The sequence below is a fragment of the Citrobacter sp. W9 genome (genome assembly GCF_026719375.1).
Classification (GTDB): Bacteria; Pseudomonadota; Gammaproteobacteria; order Enterobacterales; family Enterobacteriaceae; genus Citrobacter; species Citrobacter werkmanii.
Map to the genome: position 1 here is coordinate 1 of NZ_JAPPTE010000001.1, position 16600 is coordinate 16600.

At 50.5% G+C, this 16600-nt stretch carries 14 protein-coding genes, 2 tRNA genes, 2 rRNA genes and 2 pseudogenes; 14 read left to right on the top strand and 6 right to left on the bottom strand.

Going from position 1 to position 16600, the window contains the following annotated elements; genetic code table 11:
• The 4 genes from OOJ59_RS00005 to dkgB form a co-directional block, all read left to right on the top strand.
• Positions 1 to 239, top strand: a 23S ribosomal RNA gene (locus OOJ59_RS00005); the annotation flags it as partial.
• A 97-nt stretch (positions 240 to 336) separates the two neighbouring features.
• Positions 337 to 452, top strand: a 5S ribosomal RNA gene (rrf, locus tag OOJ59_RS00010).
• Positions 453 to 506: 54 nt separating this feature from the next.
• Positions 507 to 583: transfer RNA gene (locus tag OOJ59_RS00015), tRNA-Asp, on the top strand.
• Between the two features lie 164 nt (positions 584 to 747).
• Entirely contained in the window at positions 748 to 1551 is an 804-nt protein-coding gene (gene dkgB / locus OOJ59_RS00020) for a 2,5-didehydrogluconate reductase DkgB (protein WP_061383115.1), read from the top strand.
• 21 nt (positions 1552 to 1572) lie between these two features.
• Here dkgB and yafC read toward each other — a convergent pair whose 3' ends face one another.
• Positions 1573 to 2487 carry a DNA-binding transcriptional regulator YafC gene (gene yafC, locus OOJ59_RS00025; protein ID WP_268063309.1) on the bottom strand — a complete coding sequence of 305 codons (915 nt, stop codon included), beginning with the start codon at positions 2485 to 2487 and terminating at the stop codon, positions 1573 to 1575.
• A 104-nt stretch (positions 2488 to 2591) separates the two neighbouring features.
• Between yafC and OOJ59_RS00030 the strand changes: the two genes are divergently transcribed.
• The 3 genes from OOJ59_RS00030 (at position 2592) to OOJ59_RS00040 (ending at position 5548) form a co-directional block, all read left to right on the top strand.
• Positions 2592 to 3767 (top strand): MFS transporter, encoded by a 1176-nt coding sequence (locus tag OOJ59_RS00030; protein ID WP_038637474.1) that lies wholly within the window; start codon positions 2592 to 2594, stop codon positions 3765 to 3767.
• A gap of 131 nt (positions 3768 to 3898) precedes the next feature.
• Complete coding sequence (locus OOJ59_RS00035) at positions 3899 to 4699, top strand: endonuclease/exonuclease/phosphatase family protein (protein ID WP_038637479.1); 801 nt, start codon at positions 3899 to 3901, stop codon at positions 4697 to 4699.
• Positions 4700 to 4777: 78 nt separating this feature from the next.
• A complete protein-coding gene (locus OOJ59_RS00040; protein WP_160956330.1) occupies positions 4778 to 5548 on the top strand; it encodes a class I SAM-dependent methyltransferase in 771 nt (256 codons plus the stop codon).
• Between the two features lie 49 nt (positions 5549 to 5597).
• Here the strand turns inward: OOJ59_RS00040 and mltD are convergent, their stop codons facing one another.
• Both mltD and gloB read right to left on the bottom strand, forming a co-directional pair.
• On the bottom strand, positions 5598 to 6956 hold the full coding sequence (gene mltD / locus OOJ59_RS00045; RefSeq protein WP_042310500.1) for a murein transglycosylase D: 1359 nt from the start codon (positions 6954 to 6956) through the stop codon (positions 5598 to 5600).
• A gap of 71 nt (positions 6957 to 7027) precedes the next feature.
• Positions 7028 to 7783 (bottom strand): hydroxyacylglutathione hydrolase, encoded by a 756-nt coding sequence (gloB, locus tag OOJ59_RS00050; RefSeq protein WP_069323837.1) that lies wholly within the window; start codon positions 7781 to 7783, stop codon positions 7028 to 7030.
• A 33-nt stretch (positions 7784 to 7816) separates the two neighbouring features.
• Between gloB and OOJ59_RS00055 the strand changes: the two genes are divergently transcribed.
• Complete coding sequence (locus tag OOJ59_RS00055; protein ID WP_038637488.1) at positions 7817 to 8539, top strand: class I SAM-dependent methyltransferase; 723 nt, start codon at positions 7817 to 7819, stop codon at positions 8537 to 8539.
• Here the strand turns inward: OOJ59_RS00055 and rnhA are convergent.
• Positions 8536 to 9114, bottom strand: a pseudogene (rnhA, locus tag OOJ59_RS00060) (ribonuclease HI). The gene OOJ59_RS00055 and the pseudogene rnhA overlap by 4 nt on opposite strands.
• On the opposite strand from rnhA, the gene dnaQ reads away from it, so the two are divergent.
• A complete protein-coding gene (gene dnaQ, locus OOJ59_RS00065) occupies positions 9068 to 9796 on the top strand; it encodes a DNA polymerase III subunit epsilon (protein WP_160956329.1) in 729 nt (242 codons plus the stop codon). The pseudogene rnhA and the gene dnaQ overlap by 47 nt on opposite strands.
• 133 nt (positions 9797 to 9929) lie before the next feature.
• Positions 9930 to 10006: transfer RNA gene (locus tag OOJ59_RS00070), tRNA-Asp, on the top strand.
• Between the two features lie 155 nt (positions 10007 to 10161).
• Here the strand turns inward: OOJ59_RS00070 and OOJ59_RS00075 are convergent.
• Positions 10162 to 10680, bottom strand: coding sequence for a hypothetical protein (locus tag OOJ59_RS00075; protein ID WP_038637494.1), 519 nt, complete (start codon positions 10678 to 10680; stop codon positions 10162 to 10164).
• 1 nt (position 10681) lies between these two features.
• Positions 10682 to 11365 (bottom strand): winged helix-turn-helix domain-containing protein, encoded by a 684-nt coding sequence (locus tag OOJ59_RS00080; protein ID WP_226809209.1) that lies wholly within the window; start codon positions 11363 to 11365, stop codon positions 10682 to 10684.
• Between the two features lie 749 nt (positions 11366 to 12114).
• Here OOJ59_RS00080 and OOJ59_RS00085 point away from each other — a divergent pair.
• The 4 genes and pseudogenes from OOJ59_RS00085 to OOJ59_RS00100 all read left to right on the top strand — a co-directional run bounded on the left by OOJ59_RS00085 (position 12115) and on the right by OOJ59_RS00100 (position 16597).
• Positions 12115 to 12663: pseudogene (locus OOJ59_RS00085) on the top strand (fimbrial protein).
• Positions 12664 to 12732: 69 nt separating this feature from the next.
• The gene (locus OOJ59_RS00090) at positions 12733 to 13281 is read left to right on the top strand and encodes a fimbrial protein (RefSeq protein WP_087856505.1); all 549 of its coding nucleotides are present in this window, start codon (positions 12733 to 12735) and stop codon (positions 13279 to 13281) included.
• Between the two features lie 41 nt (positions 13282 to 13322).
• Positions 13323 to 15794 carry a fimbria/pilus outer membrane usher protein gene (locus OOJ59_RS00095; protein WP_160955663.1) on the top strand — a complete coding sequence of 824 codons (2472 nt, stop codon included), beginning with the start codon at positions 13323 to 13325 and terminating at the stop codon, positions 15792 to 15794.
• Between the two features lie 26 nt (positions 15795 to 15820).
• Positions 15821 to 16597 carry a fimbrial biogenesis chaperone gene (locus OOJ59_RS00100; protein ID WP_087856503.1) on the top strand — a complete coding sequence of 259 codons (777 nt, stop codon included), beginning with the start codon at positions 15821 to 15823 and terminating at the stop codon, positions 16595 to 16597.
• The last annotated feature ends 3 nt before the right edge of the window (positions 16598 to 16600 follow it).

Here is a 16600-nt window from a genome sequence, read left to right on the forward strand (position 1 = left end):
CCGGAGTGGACGCATCACTGGTGTTCGGGTTGTCATGCCAATGGCACTGCCCGGTAGCTAAATGCGGAAGAGATAAGTGCTGAAAGCATCTAAGCACGAAACTTGCCCCGAGATGAGTTCTCCCTGAGACTTTGAGTCTCCTGAAGGAACGTTGAAGACGACGACGTTGATAGGTCGGGTGTGTAAGTGTAGCGATACATTGAGCTAACCGATACTAATGAACCGTGAGGCTTAACCTTACAACGCCGAAGATGTTTTGGCGAAAGACAGACATCAGTTTCAGCTTGATTACAGATAACATTAACCGGCGAAAAGCGGGTTAATAAACAGAATTTGCCTGGCGGCTGTAGCGCGGTGGTCCCACCTGACCCCATGCCGAACTCAGAAGTGAAACGCCGTAGCGCCGATGGTAGTGTGGGGTCTCCCCATGCGAGAGTAGGGAACTGCCAGGCATCAAATTGCAGTAAACCGGGATGAAAATCCGGGTGGTGACAAAGAAATTCGGTGGAGCGGTAGTTCAGTTGGTTAGAATACCTGCCTGTCACGCAGGGGGTCGCGGGTTCGAGTCCCGTCCGTTCCGCCACTTATTAAGAGCCCTGAGCTAACGCTCAGGGCTTTTTCTTTGCCTGCGATTTAATTATTGCTAAATTCGCAAAAATCCTCTGCATTTTTCATTCTTTTTCTATAAAGCGCTGAAGTTCATAATCCTCTCCGTAAACGAACATTGTGATTAAAAAGAGGAATTTCATGACTATCCCTGCATTCGGTTTAGGTACTTTTCGCCTGAAAGACGACGTGGTTATCGCTTCTGTTAAAACGGCGCTAGAGCTGGGCTACCGTGCTGTCGACACTGCGCAAATCTATGATAATGAAGCGGCTGTTGGCCAGGCGATTGCTGAGAGCGGCGTACCACGTAGCGAGTTGTACATCACCACCAAGATCTGGATTGAAAACCTTAGCAAAGACAAGCTGATCCCAAGCCTGAAAGAGAGCCTGAAAAAACTTCGTACGGATTATGTCGATCTGACGCTAATCCACTGGCCATCTCCGGGTGACGCCGTCTCTGTCGAAGAATTTATGCAGGCATTGCTTGAAGCTAAAGAACAAGGGCTGACTCGCGAAATTGGCATTTCAAACTTCACCATTCCGCTGATGGAAAAAGCCATTGCTACAGTGGGCGTGGAGAACATCGCCACTAACCAGATTGAACTGTCTCCGTATCTGCAGAGCCGTCAGGTGGTTGACTGGGCGAAAGCGCACGGTATCCACATCACCTCTTACATGACGCTGGCTTACGGTAAGGCGCTGAAAGATGAAGTGATTGCGCGCATCGCCGCAAAACACAATGCCACTCCGGCACAAGTTATCCTGGCATGGGCAATGGGAGAAGGTTACTCAGTAATCCCTTCTTCCACCAAGCGTGAAAACCTGGCAAGTAACCTACTGGCACTGGAACTGCATCTGGATGCCGAAGATAGAGCAGCGATCGCGGCACTGGATTGCAACGATCGCCTGGTTAGCCCGGAAGGTCTGGCCCCTGAGTGGGATTAATTGCCTGACCCTTTGTACCCTTTAACCCTCTTTCACAGCTCCTTCGGGAGCTGTTTTTATATGTTCACTTAAGAAGTCGATAAATGCCCGGATACGTGTACTGACGGCACGATCGCTGTAGTAAACGGCGCTGAAAGGCATTTCTACCGGCAGACGCTTATCGGCCAGCAGTTCCACCAGTTCTCCCTGTTCGATCTCTTTGTCAATCATATAATCTGAAAGACATGCAATGCCGTTACCGTTCAGGCAAAGCTGTTTTAATGTTTCCCCGCTGTTGGAAGAAATCCCACATTCGACCTCATGGAGCTGCCCATCGCTACAGGCTATTAGCCAGGTATTGAGCGAGATGGGTTCAGAAAACCCCAGACACAGGTGCCGTTTTAACTCTTCAACACTCTCTGGCTTGCCAAAACGGGCAATATAGTCAGGTGAAGCGATAATCTTGCGGTAGCTGGTAAATAACGGACGTGCGCGCAGACTTGAATCAGTCAACGTGCCTGCGCGTATCGCAACATCCACTTTTCGTTCAATAAGATTGATGAACGTTTCTGAGGAGACAAGAGACAACGTCATCTCGGGATACCGCTCACGGAACGGTTTAATCAGCGGCATCAGGAAATGCAGCATTACCGGCGTTGCCGCATCGATACGCAGTAAGCCGCGTGGGGTATTACGTGATTCCATGATTTCCGTTTCTGCTGCAGCCATTTCTTGCAGTATCTGCTGCACGCGCCTGAAGTATCGCTCACCTTCTTCAGTCAGGCTCAGCTGTCGGGTCGTACGATTAAGCAGACTGACGCCGAGCTTCATCTCCAGCTTTTTAACTGCCCGGCTGACAGCGGAATTGGCCTGTCCAAGCTGCTCTGCCGCCCGGCTGAAGCTGCCGCTTTCCACGACAGCGACAAAAATTGCAAGTTCTTCGGAGGTTGCTTTCATTTTTGCACCTGAAGCAAAATTAAATTGATATTTTGAATATTTTTGTCATTAAAACATCCAGGCATACTGCGTGTCATCTGATTACTGATGTTATGGAGTTATTTATGCCTCTCGCTTTATTTGCACTGACGATAAGTGCCTTCGCTATTGGCACGACTGAGTTTGTGATTGTCGGCCTGGTGCCGACCATTGCTCAACAACTGGCGATCTCGTTACCTTCCGCCGGAATGTTGGTTTCAATCTATGCGCTGGGCGTGGCTATTGGCGCGCCGGTGCTGACTGCTCTGACCGGACGCTTACCGCGTAAACAGTTACTGGTCGCGCTGATGGTCTTGTTTACGGCCGGGAATTTGCTGGCATGGCAGGCACCGGGCTATATGACATTAATCGTCGCCCGTCTGCTGACGGGGCTGGCGCACGGTGTGTTCTTCTCAATTGGCTCTACCATCGCGACAAGTCTGGTGCCGAAAGAGAAAGCGGCTTCCGCGATCGCCATTATGTTTGGCGGCTTAACGGTGGCGCTGGTTACGGGCGTGCCGCTGGGGACATTCATCGGTCAGCATTTTGGCTGGCGCGAAACTTTTCTTGCGGTATCAATGTTAGGCGTGATTGCGCTGATTAGTAGCCAACTGCTGATCCCGGCCAACATTCCCGGTCGGGCGGCCGCCAGCATTCGTGACCAGGTGAAAGTGCTGACCCATCCTCGTCTGTTGCTGATTTACGCCGTTACGGCGCTGGGCTATGGCGGTGTATTCACGGCATTCACCTTCCTGGCGCCGATGATGCAGGATCTGGCAGGATTTTCCCCGGCAGCAGTAAGCTGGATCTTGCTGGGCTATGGCGTATCTGTGGCTATCGGCAATATCTGGGGCGGCAAACTGGCAGATAAGCATGGTGCCGTTCCTGCGCTAAAATTTATTTTCGCCGCACTGTTTGTTTTGCTGATGGTCTTCCAGGTGACCGCATCCACTCAGTACGCCGCACTGGCCACTATTCTGGTGATGGGGATCTTTGCCTTTGGCAACGTACCGGGTTTGCAGGTCTACGTTGTTCAGAAAGCCGAACAATTCACGCCTAATGCGGTAGATGTGGCATCGGGACTCAACATTGCAGCGTTTAACATTGGTATTGCATTGGGTTCAGTGATTGGCGGGCAAACGGTGGAGCATTACGGTTTGGCGCAGACGCCGTGGATTGGTGCCCTCATTGTTCTGGTGGCTTTCTTACTGATGGGCGTCAGCGGTCGCCTTGATAAACCTGTACGCATTGCTCTGGGGTAAATCATTGATGTAAGCGCCCACTTACAAAACAAACTGCAATTGTTCGTTGAAAGTGAGTGCTAAAATCCCTATAACAGAAGAACCAGTCCGGCTGCGGACTGGTTGACGTTACAGAGGTTTGAAAGTCTAAAGTGCGAAAAAACACCTATGCCATGCGTTATGTTGCCGGACAGCCCGTTGAGCGGATTTTACCGCCAGGGTCGTTTGCGCATATTGGCCAGGCATTACCCGCAGGCGCTCCGTTAAGCAGTGAAGATCGCATTCGCGTGCTGGTATGGAATATTTTTAAGCAGCAGCGTGCAGAATGGCAGTCGGTGCTGAAAAATTTTGGCAAAGATGCGCATCTGGTGTTATTGCAGGAAGCGCAAACCACGCCTGAACTGGTGCAGTTTGCGACCGCTAACTATCTCGCTGCCGACCAGGTACCCGCCTTTGTGCTGCCTCAGCACCCCTCTGGCGTCATGACACTTTCTGCCGCCCATCCTGTTTACTGCTGTCCATTGCGCGAGCGTGAGCCTATTTTACGGCTGGCGAAATCGGCATTGGTGACGGTTTACCCGTTGCCTGATACGCGTTTATTGATGGTGGTGAATATCCACGCGGTAAATTTCAGCCTCGGCGTTGATGTCTATAGTAAGCAGTTACTTCCTATTGGCGATCAGATTGCCCATCACAGCGGTCCGGTGATCATGGCGGGTGATTTTAATGCCTGGAGCCGTCGACGGATGAATGCGCTGTACCGCTTTGCGCGCGAAATGTCGCTGCGCCAGGTGCGCTTTACCGACGATCAACGCCGACGCGCGTTTGGTCGCCCTCTCGATTTTGTGTTCTATCGTGGTTTGAACGTGAGTGAAGCCTCTGTGCTGGTCACCCGCGCATCCGATCACAATCCGCTACTCGTTGAATTCAGTCCCGGCAAACCTGAACAATAACGGTGTGTCAGGTCTGCCGTAGGGCAGACCTGTAGTGGTGCTGCCCTTCTTATTAAACAACAACCGAAGGACAACACAATGACAACACGCTCCCATCATGACAACGTCGAAAAACAGTTTGGCTCTCAGGCTAATGCCTATTTGACCAGTGCGGTACATGCCTCTGGCCGCGATTTGCAACGCCTGTCCGCAAGATTGTCAGCATTTCCGCAAGCCCGGTTACTGGATATGGGATGCGGAGCAGGGCATGCCAGTTTTGTGGCTGCGCAACACGTCAGGCAGGTCGTAGCTTATGATTTATCTTCACAAATGCTTGAAGTGGTGGCGGAGGTGGCAAAAGACAGGGGGCTGGAAAACCTCTCCACGCGTCAGGGTTATGCCGAAAGCCTGCCATTTGAAGATAACGCGTTTGATGTGGTGATTAGCCGCTATTCCGCGCATCACTGGCATGATGTCGGGCGCGCGCTGCGGGAGGTGAACCGCGTCCTGAAACCCGGCGGCGTACTGATCGTGATGGATGTGATGTCGCCGGGTCACCCTGTACGTGATATCTGGTTACAAACCGTGGAAGCGTTGCGTGATACCTCGCACGTACGCAATTATTCCAGCGGGGAGTGGCTGTCTTTAATCAATGACGCGAATCTCATTGCTGACACCTTGTTAACTGACCGCTTGCCGCTGGAGTTCAGTTCGTGGGTTGCGCGGATGCGTACGCCTGCGGCGTTGACCGAAGCGATTCGTTTATACCAACAGAGTGCATCTGCTGACGTGAAGGCCTACTTTGCATTACAGGAAGAGGGGTCGTTTACTAGCGACACGATAATGGTAGAGGCGCATAAAGCAGGATAAATAAAAAAGGCACTGGGGGGAAACCAGTGCCTTCATTTCTACAATGTTATCAGGAGTCCGGCATACCGTTGTTTTTCACAAACAACGTTAGCTGATCGCCAGGCTGCAGGTTATCCGTGTCGCTATTCCAGCGCATCACATCTTTGATGTTAACCCCGTGACGTTTGGCAATGCTCGACAGCGAGTCGCCCTTACGCACACGATAGGTGATGCTATCGCTGTTATTAGCCAGGCGCTGCGCGCTGGTTCCAGCGCCTACCGTCAGGCTTTGGCCTACTTTCAGGGAAGAACCACGCAGATTGTTCCACTGTTTCAGGTCTTTTGTGCTCACGCCAAGACGTGAAGCAACGCCAGAAAGCGTATCGCCAGAGCGAACTTTGTAGCTACGGCTGTTCAGCGGCGTGTTATCCGCGAGCAGCGTTGACTGCACGGCTGCAATTTCGCCTGAAGCCAGAGACTCACGCAGCTTTTCTGCATGCTTCTTTGGCACCATCACATATTGCGGACCGCTGGCACCCAACGTGGAGCCTTTCACGCCTGCATTGAAGGTCTTCAGCTTGCTGACGGATATACCCGCCATATCGGCAACCTGAGCCATCTCAACCGGGCTATTCAAGCGAACACGTGCCAATGCGCGGCTTTCGTCTGTTGTAGGCAGACGCACGCCATAGCGCTTGCTGTTTTTGAGAATATCGCTCAAAGCCAGCATTTTGGGCACATACAGCTTCGTTTCCTGAGGCAACGGTAACGACCAGAAGTCGGTGGATTTACCACGCGCTTTGTTCGTTTTGATCGCCTTCATCACGCGACCTTCACCGCTATTATAAGCAGCAATGGTCAGCAGCCAGTCGCCATCAAACATCTTGTTCAGACGCTGCATCATGTCGAGCGCGGCAGTGGTGGAAGCCACAATGTCGCGACGTGCATCATAATTGCGGGTCTGCTTTAAACCATAATTGCGCCCCGTGCTCGGAATGATCTGCCAAATACCTGCGGCATTGGCGCCAGACGTTGCGTGAGGATCAAAAGCGCTCTCCACTATGGGTAGTAATACCAGTTCCATTGGCATGTTACGTTTCTTAACCTGCCCGGCTATCCAGTACATATACGGCTCTGCCCGTAAAGTTACATCGTGGAGATAGCTCTTATTGCGTAAATACTTCTGTTTCTGTTCGCGAATCCGGCTGTTTTCCGGAATTCCCATCTTTAGCTCGTCACCAATGAAAGCCCACAAATCTTGATCAGCAGCGATAGATGTTCCATCGTCCATCCATCGCGCCTGACTTGTAAACTTTCCTGCTTCCCCTTGACCAGCTGCAGAAAGGCTCTGTGCGTGCTGTTGGACGTTACCAGTATTCTGGCACCCAACAAGCAGGACAGAGGCGAGTAATATCGCTTTTGCCTTCATGTGTGTGTCAATAGTTGCTTAAAAGACGACCGATCATAACGGCGAAGTTTTCAAAAGGCAACCCGGAATTGTCAGAACGTATCTTTCTTTGACCTTAACCAGGCAAAACGCTCTTCAGGTTGTTGCAATATTGTTTCTTTGTTTATTTCATTAATTAAATCAATATCTTCAGTTCGCAAAAAAATATTATTTCGCCGCTCATTTTTCAGAATTACGGGTAGTGTCATTTGTTTTTTTACGCGTAACTCATTAACTTTACGATAATATTCATTTATGAACGAATCGTGCGGGAGGATGCTTAAAGCAAACTTCATATTTGCTAATGTGTACTCATGCGCGCAACAAATCAAAGTATCATCGGGAAGTGCGCTGATCTTTTTAAGTGATTGATACATCTGTGTTGCAGTACCTTCGAAAAGCCGACCGCAGCCACCAGAAAAGAGCGTGTCGCCACAAAACAGGTAAGGGTGACTAAAGTAACAGATATGTCCTAAAGTGTGACCCGGCGTAGCAATTACCTTAAATTCATGCCCCAATACGAGAGCAATATCGCCATCTTCGACTATGTGCGTCGTTCCCTTATCTTGCGTTTCAGCCGGTCCGTATACCACTATTTGTGGGAAGTGTTGCAGGAGTTCTTTCACGCCGCCAACGTGATCCTGATGATGGTGGGTCAGCAGAATGGCCTCTGGCACCCAGTTATGTTCTGCAATGGCTTGCAGAACTGGGGCGGCTTCTCCCGGGTCAACAATCAGACAATGTTGGTCATTATTTGACAGGACCCAGATGTAATTGTCCTGAAATGCAGGAATACTGTTAAGATTCATATCTTACCTCTCAATGCGAAACGGAAGGTTATGATGAAACCGGCAAGGATCCCTCAAACTGTCGTGGCGCCCGTGAGCTGGGATGATTTACCTTGGGGCGAATACTATCGTGAGGCGCTGGAGCATCAGCTTAACCCGTGGTTCGCAAAAATGTACGGTTTTCATCTGCTTAAAATTGGTAATTTAAGCGCAGAAATCGATTCTGAAGCGTGCGCGGTTTCTCATCAGGTAAATGTTTCTTTGCTGGGTTCTCCCATGCAGGTAACGGCCGATCCTTTACATCTGCCCTTTGCCGACAAGTCGGTGGATGTCTGTTTGTTGGCCCATACGTTACCGTGGTGCGACGATCCGCATCGGTTACTGCGCGAAGCCGATCGTGTGCTAATTGATGACGGCTGGTTGATTCTGAGCGGGTTTAATCCGGTAAGCCTGATGGGACTGCGTAAATTGGTGCCGGTATTGCGCAAGACCCCGCCTTACAACAGCCGGATGTTTACCCTCATGCGTCAACTGGACTGGCTCTCTTTGCTAAATTTTGAAGTGCTGCACTACAGCCGCTTTCATGTTCTGCCCTGGAACAAGAAAGGCGGGAAAATGTTAAGCGCCCATATTCCTGCCCTGGGATGTTTGCAACTGGTGGTCGCGCGTAAGCGAACCATCCCGCTTACGCTCAACCCAATGAAACAAAATAAAAGCAAAACGCCTATCCGCCAGGCCGTTGGCGCTACCCGGCAATACCGCAAGCCGGACGCTTAAGACTCGGCCTGATACCCGATATCATCCTGAGTGGGACTCATTGCCGCGGCGCGCGCAAGCTCATCACAGCGTTCGTTTTCCGGATGGCCCGCATGGCCTTTAACCCATTCCCATTTGATTTGATGCGGACCCAGCGCGGCATCCAGACGTTTCCACAGATCGACGTTCTTTACCGGTTTTTTATCTGCCGTTTTCCAGCCGCGCTTCTTCCAGTTGTGGATCCATTGTGTAATGCCCTGGCGCACATACTGGCTGTCGGTGCTGAGTATCACTTCACACTGTTCTTTCAGGGCTTCCAGCGCAACGATTGCCGCCATCAACTCCATGCGATTATTGGTTGTGAGGTTGTACCCTTCACTAAAGGTTTTTTCGCGCCCGCGATAGCGTAAAATTGCCCCGTAACCACCTGGCCCTGGATTTCCCAGGCAAGAACCATCGGTGAAAATTTCTACCTGTTTAAGCATCTCTGGTAGACTTCCTGTTTTAGCAAATCGAAATCAAACGATAAGTCTGACATAAATGACCGTTATGAGCACTGGAATTACACGACAGGTAGTCCTTGATACCGAAACCACCGGTATGAACCAGATTGGCGCCCACTACGAAGGCCACAAGATCATTGAGATCGGTGCGGTCGAAGTGGTGAACCGCCGCCTGACCGGTAATAACTTCCACGTTTACCTGAAGCCGGATCGGCTGGTGGATCCGGAAGCGTTTGGCGTACACGGCATCGCAGACGAATTCCTGCTCGATAAGCCTACGTTTGCCGAGGTGGCCGATGAGTTTCTCGACTACATTCGCGGCGCGGAGCTGGTCATCCATAACGCATCGTTTGATATCGGCTTTATGGATTACGAGTTTTCTAAGCTCAATCGTGATATTCCGAAAACCAACGAATTTTGCAAAATAACCGATAGCCTGGCGCTGGCAAGGAAAATGTTTCCTGGCAAGCGAAACAGCCTTGATGCGTTATGCTCGCGCTATGAAATAGACAACAGTAAACGAACCCTGCACGGCGCATTGCTCGATGCCCAGATTCTGGCCGACGTTTATCTGATGATGACCGGTGGGCAGACCACGATGTCGTTCTCGATGGAAGGTGACAGCCAGCAGCAAAATGACACGGGGATCCAGCGCATTGTTCGGCAGTCCAGTAAACTACGCGTTGTTTTCGCCACTGATGAGGAGTTAGCGGCCCATGAATCGCGCCTTGACCTGGTGCAGAAGAAGGGGGGAAGTTGTCTCTGGCGGGCGTAAATGACCCAATTACAGTGCAGAAATGACCATTCGGGTGATTTTTGCAGCAAACGATTAAAAACGTGAGAAAAAGCGTTGACGAGGAGCGAGGCAATCCGTAATATTCGCTTCGTTCCCGAGCGGAACACAACGCGGAGTGGTAGTTCAGTTGGTTAGAATACCTGCCTGTCACGCAGGGGGTCGCGGGTTCGAGTCCCGTCCATTCCGCCACTATTCAGAAAGCCTGAATCAGAAATGATTCAGGCTTTCGTCGTTTTAGCCCACCCCAAATAACAATCCCATCATTACACTGCATTGCAACCTCCGCGCTGCCGGGCGGGAAACACATCAGGTCATCCTTAACCCGACGCATATCGTAGAGGCGATTAACCCGCGAAGTGATTCATCACGCAGGCGAAGCGGGGTGAAAAGTTATCGCCAATAAGAACCGTTTCCTCATTCAGGCGCTTCAGCATATACAGCTTGTCGGCACGTTCGTAAGCGTCGAAGAAGAGGTAATCGACAGCATCCGTTGCGTCATCATCGGGGGATTTTTCACGTCCATCGGGAGTGAGCATGAAAACGCCTGCGGTATGGCCGAGCGGACGGGCGTAGCGAAAGAACAGTTTTCGGCTAACAGTGAACTCACCATCATCACTTTTGAATTTCCCCTGTACTGACAATGAAAGGTGTCCGGAATTGTAGCTCGTGATCAGCATAATTCCGTTGAGTTCCTTTTTGCTATTTTGGATGTCGAGTATCGACGTAAATTCCGATGAGCATGAAAAGCTGATTTCTTGTTTCTTCGCATTCCCGACGATAATGAAAAAAGCAATGGCCGCCAGCCCAAAAATGGCAATTACCACTGACCACAGTAAAGGAGAGTGATCGCTTTCCTGCTTCATATCATTCCTCATAATGACGATACTGGCTGACGCAATGGTAATAGCCGAGGTTTAGTCCGCATTCAGCGGCAAACGACCACTCAACCAGGTTATGGTTGCTCGCCCACGTATTAAGATAGAGATCTTTTGGATGCGAACAGTTTGGGTTAATCCCCACTGACTTGAATATATCCAGCGCTTTCTTTTCAGTTATGGTATCGGTAAGAGCATTCCCTAATATATGTACCCGGCATTGCTCGTAGTCGATTGTCCGCAGAATAGCTGCGTCCGTCATGGCGATTTCATTGGGTATCCATGTTAGCCACGCTGTAGCCAGCACTGCGATACCGGTGATTAACGTTGTTATCGCGACTGGCCATCGGTTTCGGTTCTTTTTGTTGAGCTTCTTTGCAACATGGGCAATTCGCGCTGGAGTTTGCGCCTCTTCCAGTTGCTGAATATTGATATTGACGTCGCCCATCCGAAATCCCATTCGCGGAATGGTGACGATGAGTTCGGCAGGGTGACCCGTTGACGTTATTGCTTTGCGCAGAAATGAAATGTGCTGGTTGAGATTGGCATCCGTCGCCCGGGCGCCATTATGCTGGAAAACATTCAGCAGAATTTCATCGCGCGAGGAAATCTCTTTACCATTTTGCAACAAATAGAGCAGTAATTGCGTTGCCACATTATTCAATGTCGCCATTTCACCCGATGTCAGGTCTTTTAGGGTATTTTTATTTGGTCTGAAAACTAAGCCATCACCAATAATTACGGATTTAATTTTGTTTATTGGTATATGAGAAATCACTGATGTCTCCTTTAAAGCAGGATATCTCGCATTCGAGTGGGGGAAGCAATAGCATAACATAATTCATTTATAAAAAATGGTTGCGCCATAGATCGCTTCATTAATATTTATATAACAATATTTTAATATTTCTTATAAGATGTCTCATTCTCCTTTCTCTCTGTCACTATCTTATTGTCATTACTCGCTTTTGATATCCACTTTCATTTTTACAAAACTTTCATAAATACATTTTGCCTGGTATCCGGACTAAATAAAAAAATAGTTGATAGATAAAAACTCTATAAAAACGCAAAATAATAGATATTAACACTGGTATGCGTCTGAATTTTGGCGGTTTTTTAGGTAAACGATCGTTATGCAGGCGGTGATACAACACGATTCCCTGAGTTTGATTAATACCGTATTTTTGCATTGTGTCATTTTTCTGCCGACTTAATATAAGCCCCGAAACAGCCTGAACAGCTGTGGACGGTATTTCGTATGGAATGCCAGTGATGTTCAAAATAAGGGGCGGGTTGAGATGGATTGTTTGCAGGGATATGCGCTACCGCCACCTGCAGATCAGCATTTCCCTGACGTTAAGTGTCTGCGGAAATAGATCGTCGGAATAACTAAAAACGGATATAAGGTTAAGTAGTAATATGAAAATGAAAAACGTGGCTGTGGCCTGCGCGCTGATGGCGGGAATGACTTTGACTGCCTCTTCTGCTTTCGCTGCAAAAAATGTCGAGCCGACTAACGGTAAAATTCAATTCACCGGTTCTCTGGTTAATTCCGCATGCGGTCTGGCACCTGAATCCAGCCCGGTGCAGGTTAATTTTGGTGAGATCCCAACCTCTTAGTTAAAAGACAACCAACGCGCTGGCGTTAAGCATGCCAAAATCGTTCTTCAGGGCTGCGACACCACCGTTGCGAAAACGGCCACTGTGACCTATACCCCGGCAACGATTGATACCGACAACAACGCCCTGGCCGCATTCACCTCTGGTACTGCAAAGGGCGCGGGTATTGGTATGGTTGACAGCGGCAACCAAGACGTGGAATGGGGTAAAGCTGCCTCTCAGGTCAACATCACTGACGGCGAAACCGACATTGATTTCGTTGCTTATCTGCAGGCAAACAACGCTTCTGCAGCGGTAACGCCGGGTGATTTCGAATCTACCGTTAATTTCCAGATCGACTATCAGTAATTACCCGCAGCGGGCGCATTAATGCGCCTGCTTAACCCTTCCTGCGAATAACTGAAAGGAAATACGGTTATGCCTGGATGGCGAATTTTACTGCTTTTTGTCTTTATCTCGCCTGCATGGGTTATGGCTGGCGCCAATCGTCTAAACAGTACGCCCGGCAAAATGCGCATGCGAGGAAATATTATTGAGGCAGCCTGTTATGTTGATCCGCGCGACCGGTCGCTACTGGTTGAATTCGATGATCTCTCTGCCAGAGATATTTCCGGAAGACCAGAAAAAGTGTCCGCGCATGATTTCAGTATTCATTTGCTGGGATGTTCATTAGGGGATTCTCAACATTCCGGGAATGTGTTTCAACGCGCCAATATTACCTTTTCTGGTGCGCCTGACAGGGACAATCCTGATTATCTGAGCGTGCAGTCGGAAACTGAACATTTAGCAATAGAAATATACGACAGCAAAGGACAGCAAATTCGTCTGGGCGAACCATCACCAGATTATGTGCTTAACCCAGGGAAGAACACACTCAACTTTACGGCTTATTTGATCTCCCGTGACGGAAGAATGACATCCGGCGAATTTACTGCGGTCACGCATTTTGTTGTGAATTATCTCTGAGCTGCACTGCAATTCGGGTATCTGAAGGTTTGCGAACGAAAATGATCACGCTGAAAACAGATAAAAAACGCCTAGCGCTATTTATTACTCTGGTTTGTGCCTCTGCATGGGCTGAAGCGGATGAGGCCATTGAATTTAATACTGACGTACTGGACGCCAGTGACCGGCAGAATGTCGATTTGCAGCGTTTTTCCGAAGGCAACTTTGTGACTCCCGGAGAATATCTGCTGGATGTTCGAATTAACAGCCAGGAAATTCCTCAGCAGTCGATCCGCTATATTGTCGATCCTGCCAACCCGCATAAATCCATGGCGTGTCTGACGCAGCAACAACTCGAATTACTGGCGCTCAAAGAAGAGGCGCTGACCTATATTCATCCGATTAGCGCGACCTGCTATGACATTTCCCGTCTGCCGGGCGTAGCGTTGAATAATAGCGCAGGCGTACTGGACATTACCGTGCCGCAGGCATGGATGAAATATACCGATCCCGACTGGACGCCGCCGGAGCGCTGGGATAATGGCGTCGCGGGGCTGATTTTTGACTACAGCATCTCGGGTCAGGCCACACATTACGAGCAGGGGGGCGATCATTACCGCTCTCTTTCTGGCTACGGGCAAACAGGCTTTAACCTCGGCGCGTGGCGCTTTCGCGGGCAGTATCAGGCCAATTACGCTTCCGATGATAATCGTGGGCGTATCGACTGGGATCAGATCTATGCTTATCGCCCATTACCGATGCAGGCGGCAAAACTGACGCTTGGCGAAATCTATCTGAATTCTCAGGTTTTTGATTCGGTACGTTTCACCGGGGTTAACCTCGCCAGCGATGAGCGTATGTTGCCACCGAATTTGCAGGGTTACGCGCCTGAAGTTCATGGCATCGCGCGGAGTAACGCGAAGGTCACCGTCAGTCAGCAGGGACGTGTTATCTATCAAACCACCGTTCCTGCGGGGCCGTTTAATATTCAGGATCTGCACGGCTCGGTACGCGGCACATTGGATGTACGCGTTGAGGAGCAGGATGGCAGCGTACAAACCTTTCAGGTTAATACCGCCGATATTCCCTACCTGACGCGCCCAGGCTACGTTCGCTACAACGCCGCGGTCGGTAAGCCATCGCTTTACAACCATGACATTCAGGGCCCTGCGTTTTATACCGGCGATTTCTCATGGGGGGTCAGCAATGCGTGGTCGCTGTACGGCGGCGCGCTGCTCACTGGCGATCGTTATAACGCCTGGTCGATGGGGATCGGCCGGGATTTGAGCTGGTTGGGAGCGTTATCGGCAGATGCGACGCAATCCGTGAGTCGGGTGAAGCATCAGGCTGAACAAAAAGGCATGTCCTTTAAGCTCAGCTATGCCAAAACCTTCGATGAATACAACAGCGCCATCACCTTTGCCGGGTACCGCTTTTCACAGCGTAACTTCCGCACTTTTTCGCAGTTCCTCGACGAACAGTATGCCATTAACAACAGCGCCGGCAACGAAAAAGAGATGTACACCATCACCGGTAACAAAACCTTTTTTGCCGACGATCCGCAGTTAGCCACCACGCTGTATCTGACCTACACCCACCAGAACTACTGGGATCGTCGTTCGCAGGATCGTTACGGCTTGTCGATGGGACACAGCTTTTCGTTGGCGGGCATCCAGGGGATTAGCGCCAACCTTGCGGCTTACCGCTCTGAGTATCAGGGCAAACGGGACGACAGTCTTTCGCTTTCAATTTCGATTCCCTGGAGCGATGGCCGATCCATGGATTATGAATTGCAGAACAGCGGCAACCAGACCAGCCAGATGGTTTCGTATTCCGATAACCGCGACCGTAACAATCCATGGCGTTTGCGCGCAGGGGTTTCCGGTGAAGGGCACACGGCATTTGATGGCTATTACAAGCACCGCAGCATGATGGCGGAGCTGGAATCTAACGTCAGTTGGCAGCAATCACGTTATTTCTCCGTAGGCGGCACGATGCGCGGCGGTTTTACCGCGACGCGTCACGGTGCGGCGTTGCACAACAGCCAGGCGTCAATGAATACCGCCAGAGTGATGGTGGATACCGACGGTGTGGCGAATGTACCGCTGAACGGCGAACAGGCGCACTCAAACCGCTTCGGTATTGCCGTGGTACCGGATGTCGTCAGCTATCACAGCTTTGATACCCGTATCGATGTGGACGCAATGGACGAGGATATTTCCGCGACCAAAGCCATTGTCACCAACACCCTGACGGAAGGGGCGATTGGCTACCAGCGCTTTGCCGTGGCGCAGGGGCAAAAAATGATGGCGCTGCTGCGCCTGAAGGAGGGTTCGGTCCCGCCGTTTGGCGCCGAAGTGTTTAACGCCAACGGCGTCAGCGTCGCCATGGTGATGGAAAACGGCATGGCCTGGATTGCCGGTGTGAATCCAGCCGAGCGTCTTTCCGTGGCCTGGGGCGGTCGAGCGCAGTGTCACTTACAGGTGCCACAACAACTCAACCCGGAAGGTAACGTGCTGTTGCCTTGTGAATAATTTCAATAACCAGAATGAATTTTGTCATGAAAAATCAAGCTTTTTACTCCGTGCAGCGTTGGCTCAAACCCGTGGCTTGTGGCCTGCTTTTTATTGCAGAGATCAACGCTTCCTGGGCGGGTATTGCGCTCGACCGTACCCGGATGATCATCACCGGTGATGCGCGCTCTGTCAGTGCGAACTTAACCAATACCAGCCCGAGCATTCCATTTTTGGCCCAGTCGTGGGTGGAAGATGCCAACGGAACAAAAGTTACCTCGCCGCTGATGGTCTTACCGCCGCTGCAGCGAATTAACGGTGGGCAAAAAGGCATTGCCCGCGTGACGAAAACCAGTGGGATTAATACGCTGCCTCAGGATCGAGAAAGCCTGTTCTATCTGAATGTGCGTGAGATTCCACCTAAGCCTGATAAGCCGAACGTGCTGCAACTGGCGATGCAGTCGCGCATCAAATTGTTCTACCGGCCGACCGCCATCGTGCCGGAAACGCCGGGCGCGGTATGGCAAAACCAACTGGTCTTTCACAAGCAGGGTCTACGTTGGACCGTGGATAACCCAACGCCATACTTCGTCACCTTGATCGGTTTAAGCCGTAAGCCGGAAGCGCAGGGCGGCGGCAGGCTGACTGACTTCCCCGGGGTTATGGTTTCACCAAAATCCTCGCTTGATTTCAGCGTTACCGACGGCAGCGTCAGCCAGTTCAGCATGATGTATGTGAACGATTTTGGCGGTCACCCTGAATTGAAATTCAGCTGCACAGGCAATGTGTGTAAAGCATTGCCGATGGAGCAACAGCCCCGGTAAAGG

Bases quoted from the DNA above. Each gene is read 5' to 3' on its own strand.
- OOJ59_RS00075 (WP_038637494.1), bottom strand. From the start codon at position 10,680: ATGAAGCAGGAAAGCGATCACTCTCCTTTACTGTGGTCAGTGGTAATT.
- mltD (WP_042310500.1), bottom strand. From the start codon at position 6,956: ATGAAGGCAAAAGCGATATTACTCGCCTCTGTCCTGCTTGTTGGGTGC.
- OOJ59_RS00055 (WP_038637488.1), top strand. From the start codon at position 7,817: ATGAAACCGGCAAGGATCCCTCAAACTGTCGTGGCGCCCGTGAGCTGG.
- OOJ59_RS00100 (WP_087856503.1), top strand. From the start codon at position 15,821: ATGAAAAATCAAGCTTTTTACTCCGTGCAGCGTTGGCTCAAACCCGTG.
- OOJ59_RS00030 (WP_038637474.1), top strand. From the start codon at position 2,592: ATGCCTCTCGCTTTATTTGCACTGACGATAAGTGCCTTCGCTATTGGC.
- OOJ59_RS00080 (WP_226809209.1), bottom strand. From the start codon at position 11,365: ATGGCGACATTGAATAATGTGGCAACGCAATTACTGCTCTATTTGTTG.
- OOJ59_RS00095 (WP_160955663.1), top strand. From the start codon at position 13,323: ATGATCACGCTGAAAACAGATAAAAAACGCCTAGCGCTATTTATTACT.
- dkgB (WP_061383115.1), top strand. From the start codon at position 748: ATGACTATCCCTGCATTCGGTTTAGGTACTTTTCGCCTGAAAGACGAC.
- OOJ59_RS00040 (WP_160956330.1), top strand. From the start codon at position 4,778: ATGACAACACGCTCCCATCATGACAACGTCGAAAAACAGTTTGGCTCT.
- yafC (WP_268063309.1), bottom strand. From the start codon at position 2,487: ATGAAAGCAACCTCCGAAGAACTTGCAATTTTTGTCGCTGTCGTGGAA.
- gloB (WP_069323837.1), bottom strand. From the start codon at position 7,783: ATGAATCTTAACAGTATTCCTGCATTTCAGGACAATTACATCTGGGTC.
- dnaQ (WP_160956329.1), top strand. From the start codon at position 9,068: ATGAGCACTGGAATTACACGACAGGTAGTCCTTGATACCGAAACCACC.
- OOJ59_RS00090 (WP_087856505.1), top strand. From the start codon at position 12,733: ATGCCTGGATGGCGAATTTTACTGCTTTTTGTCTTTATCTCGCCTGCA.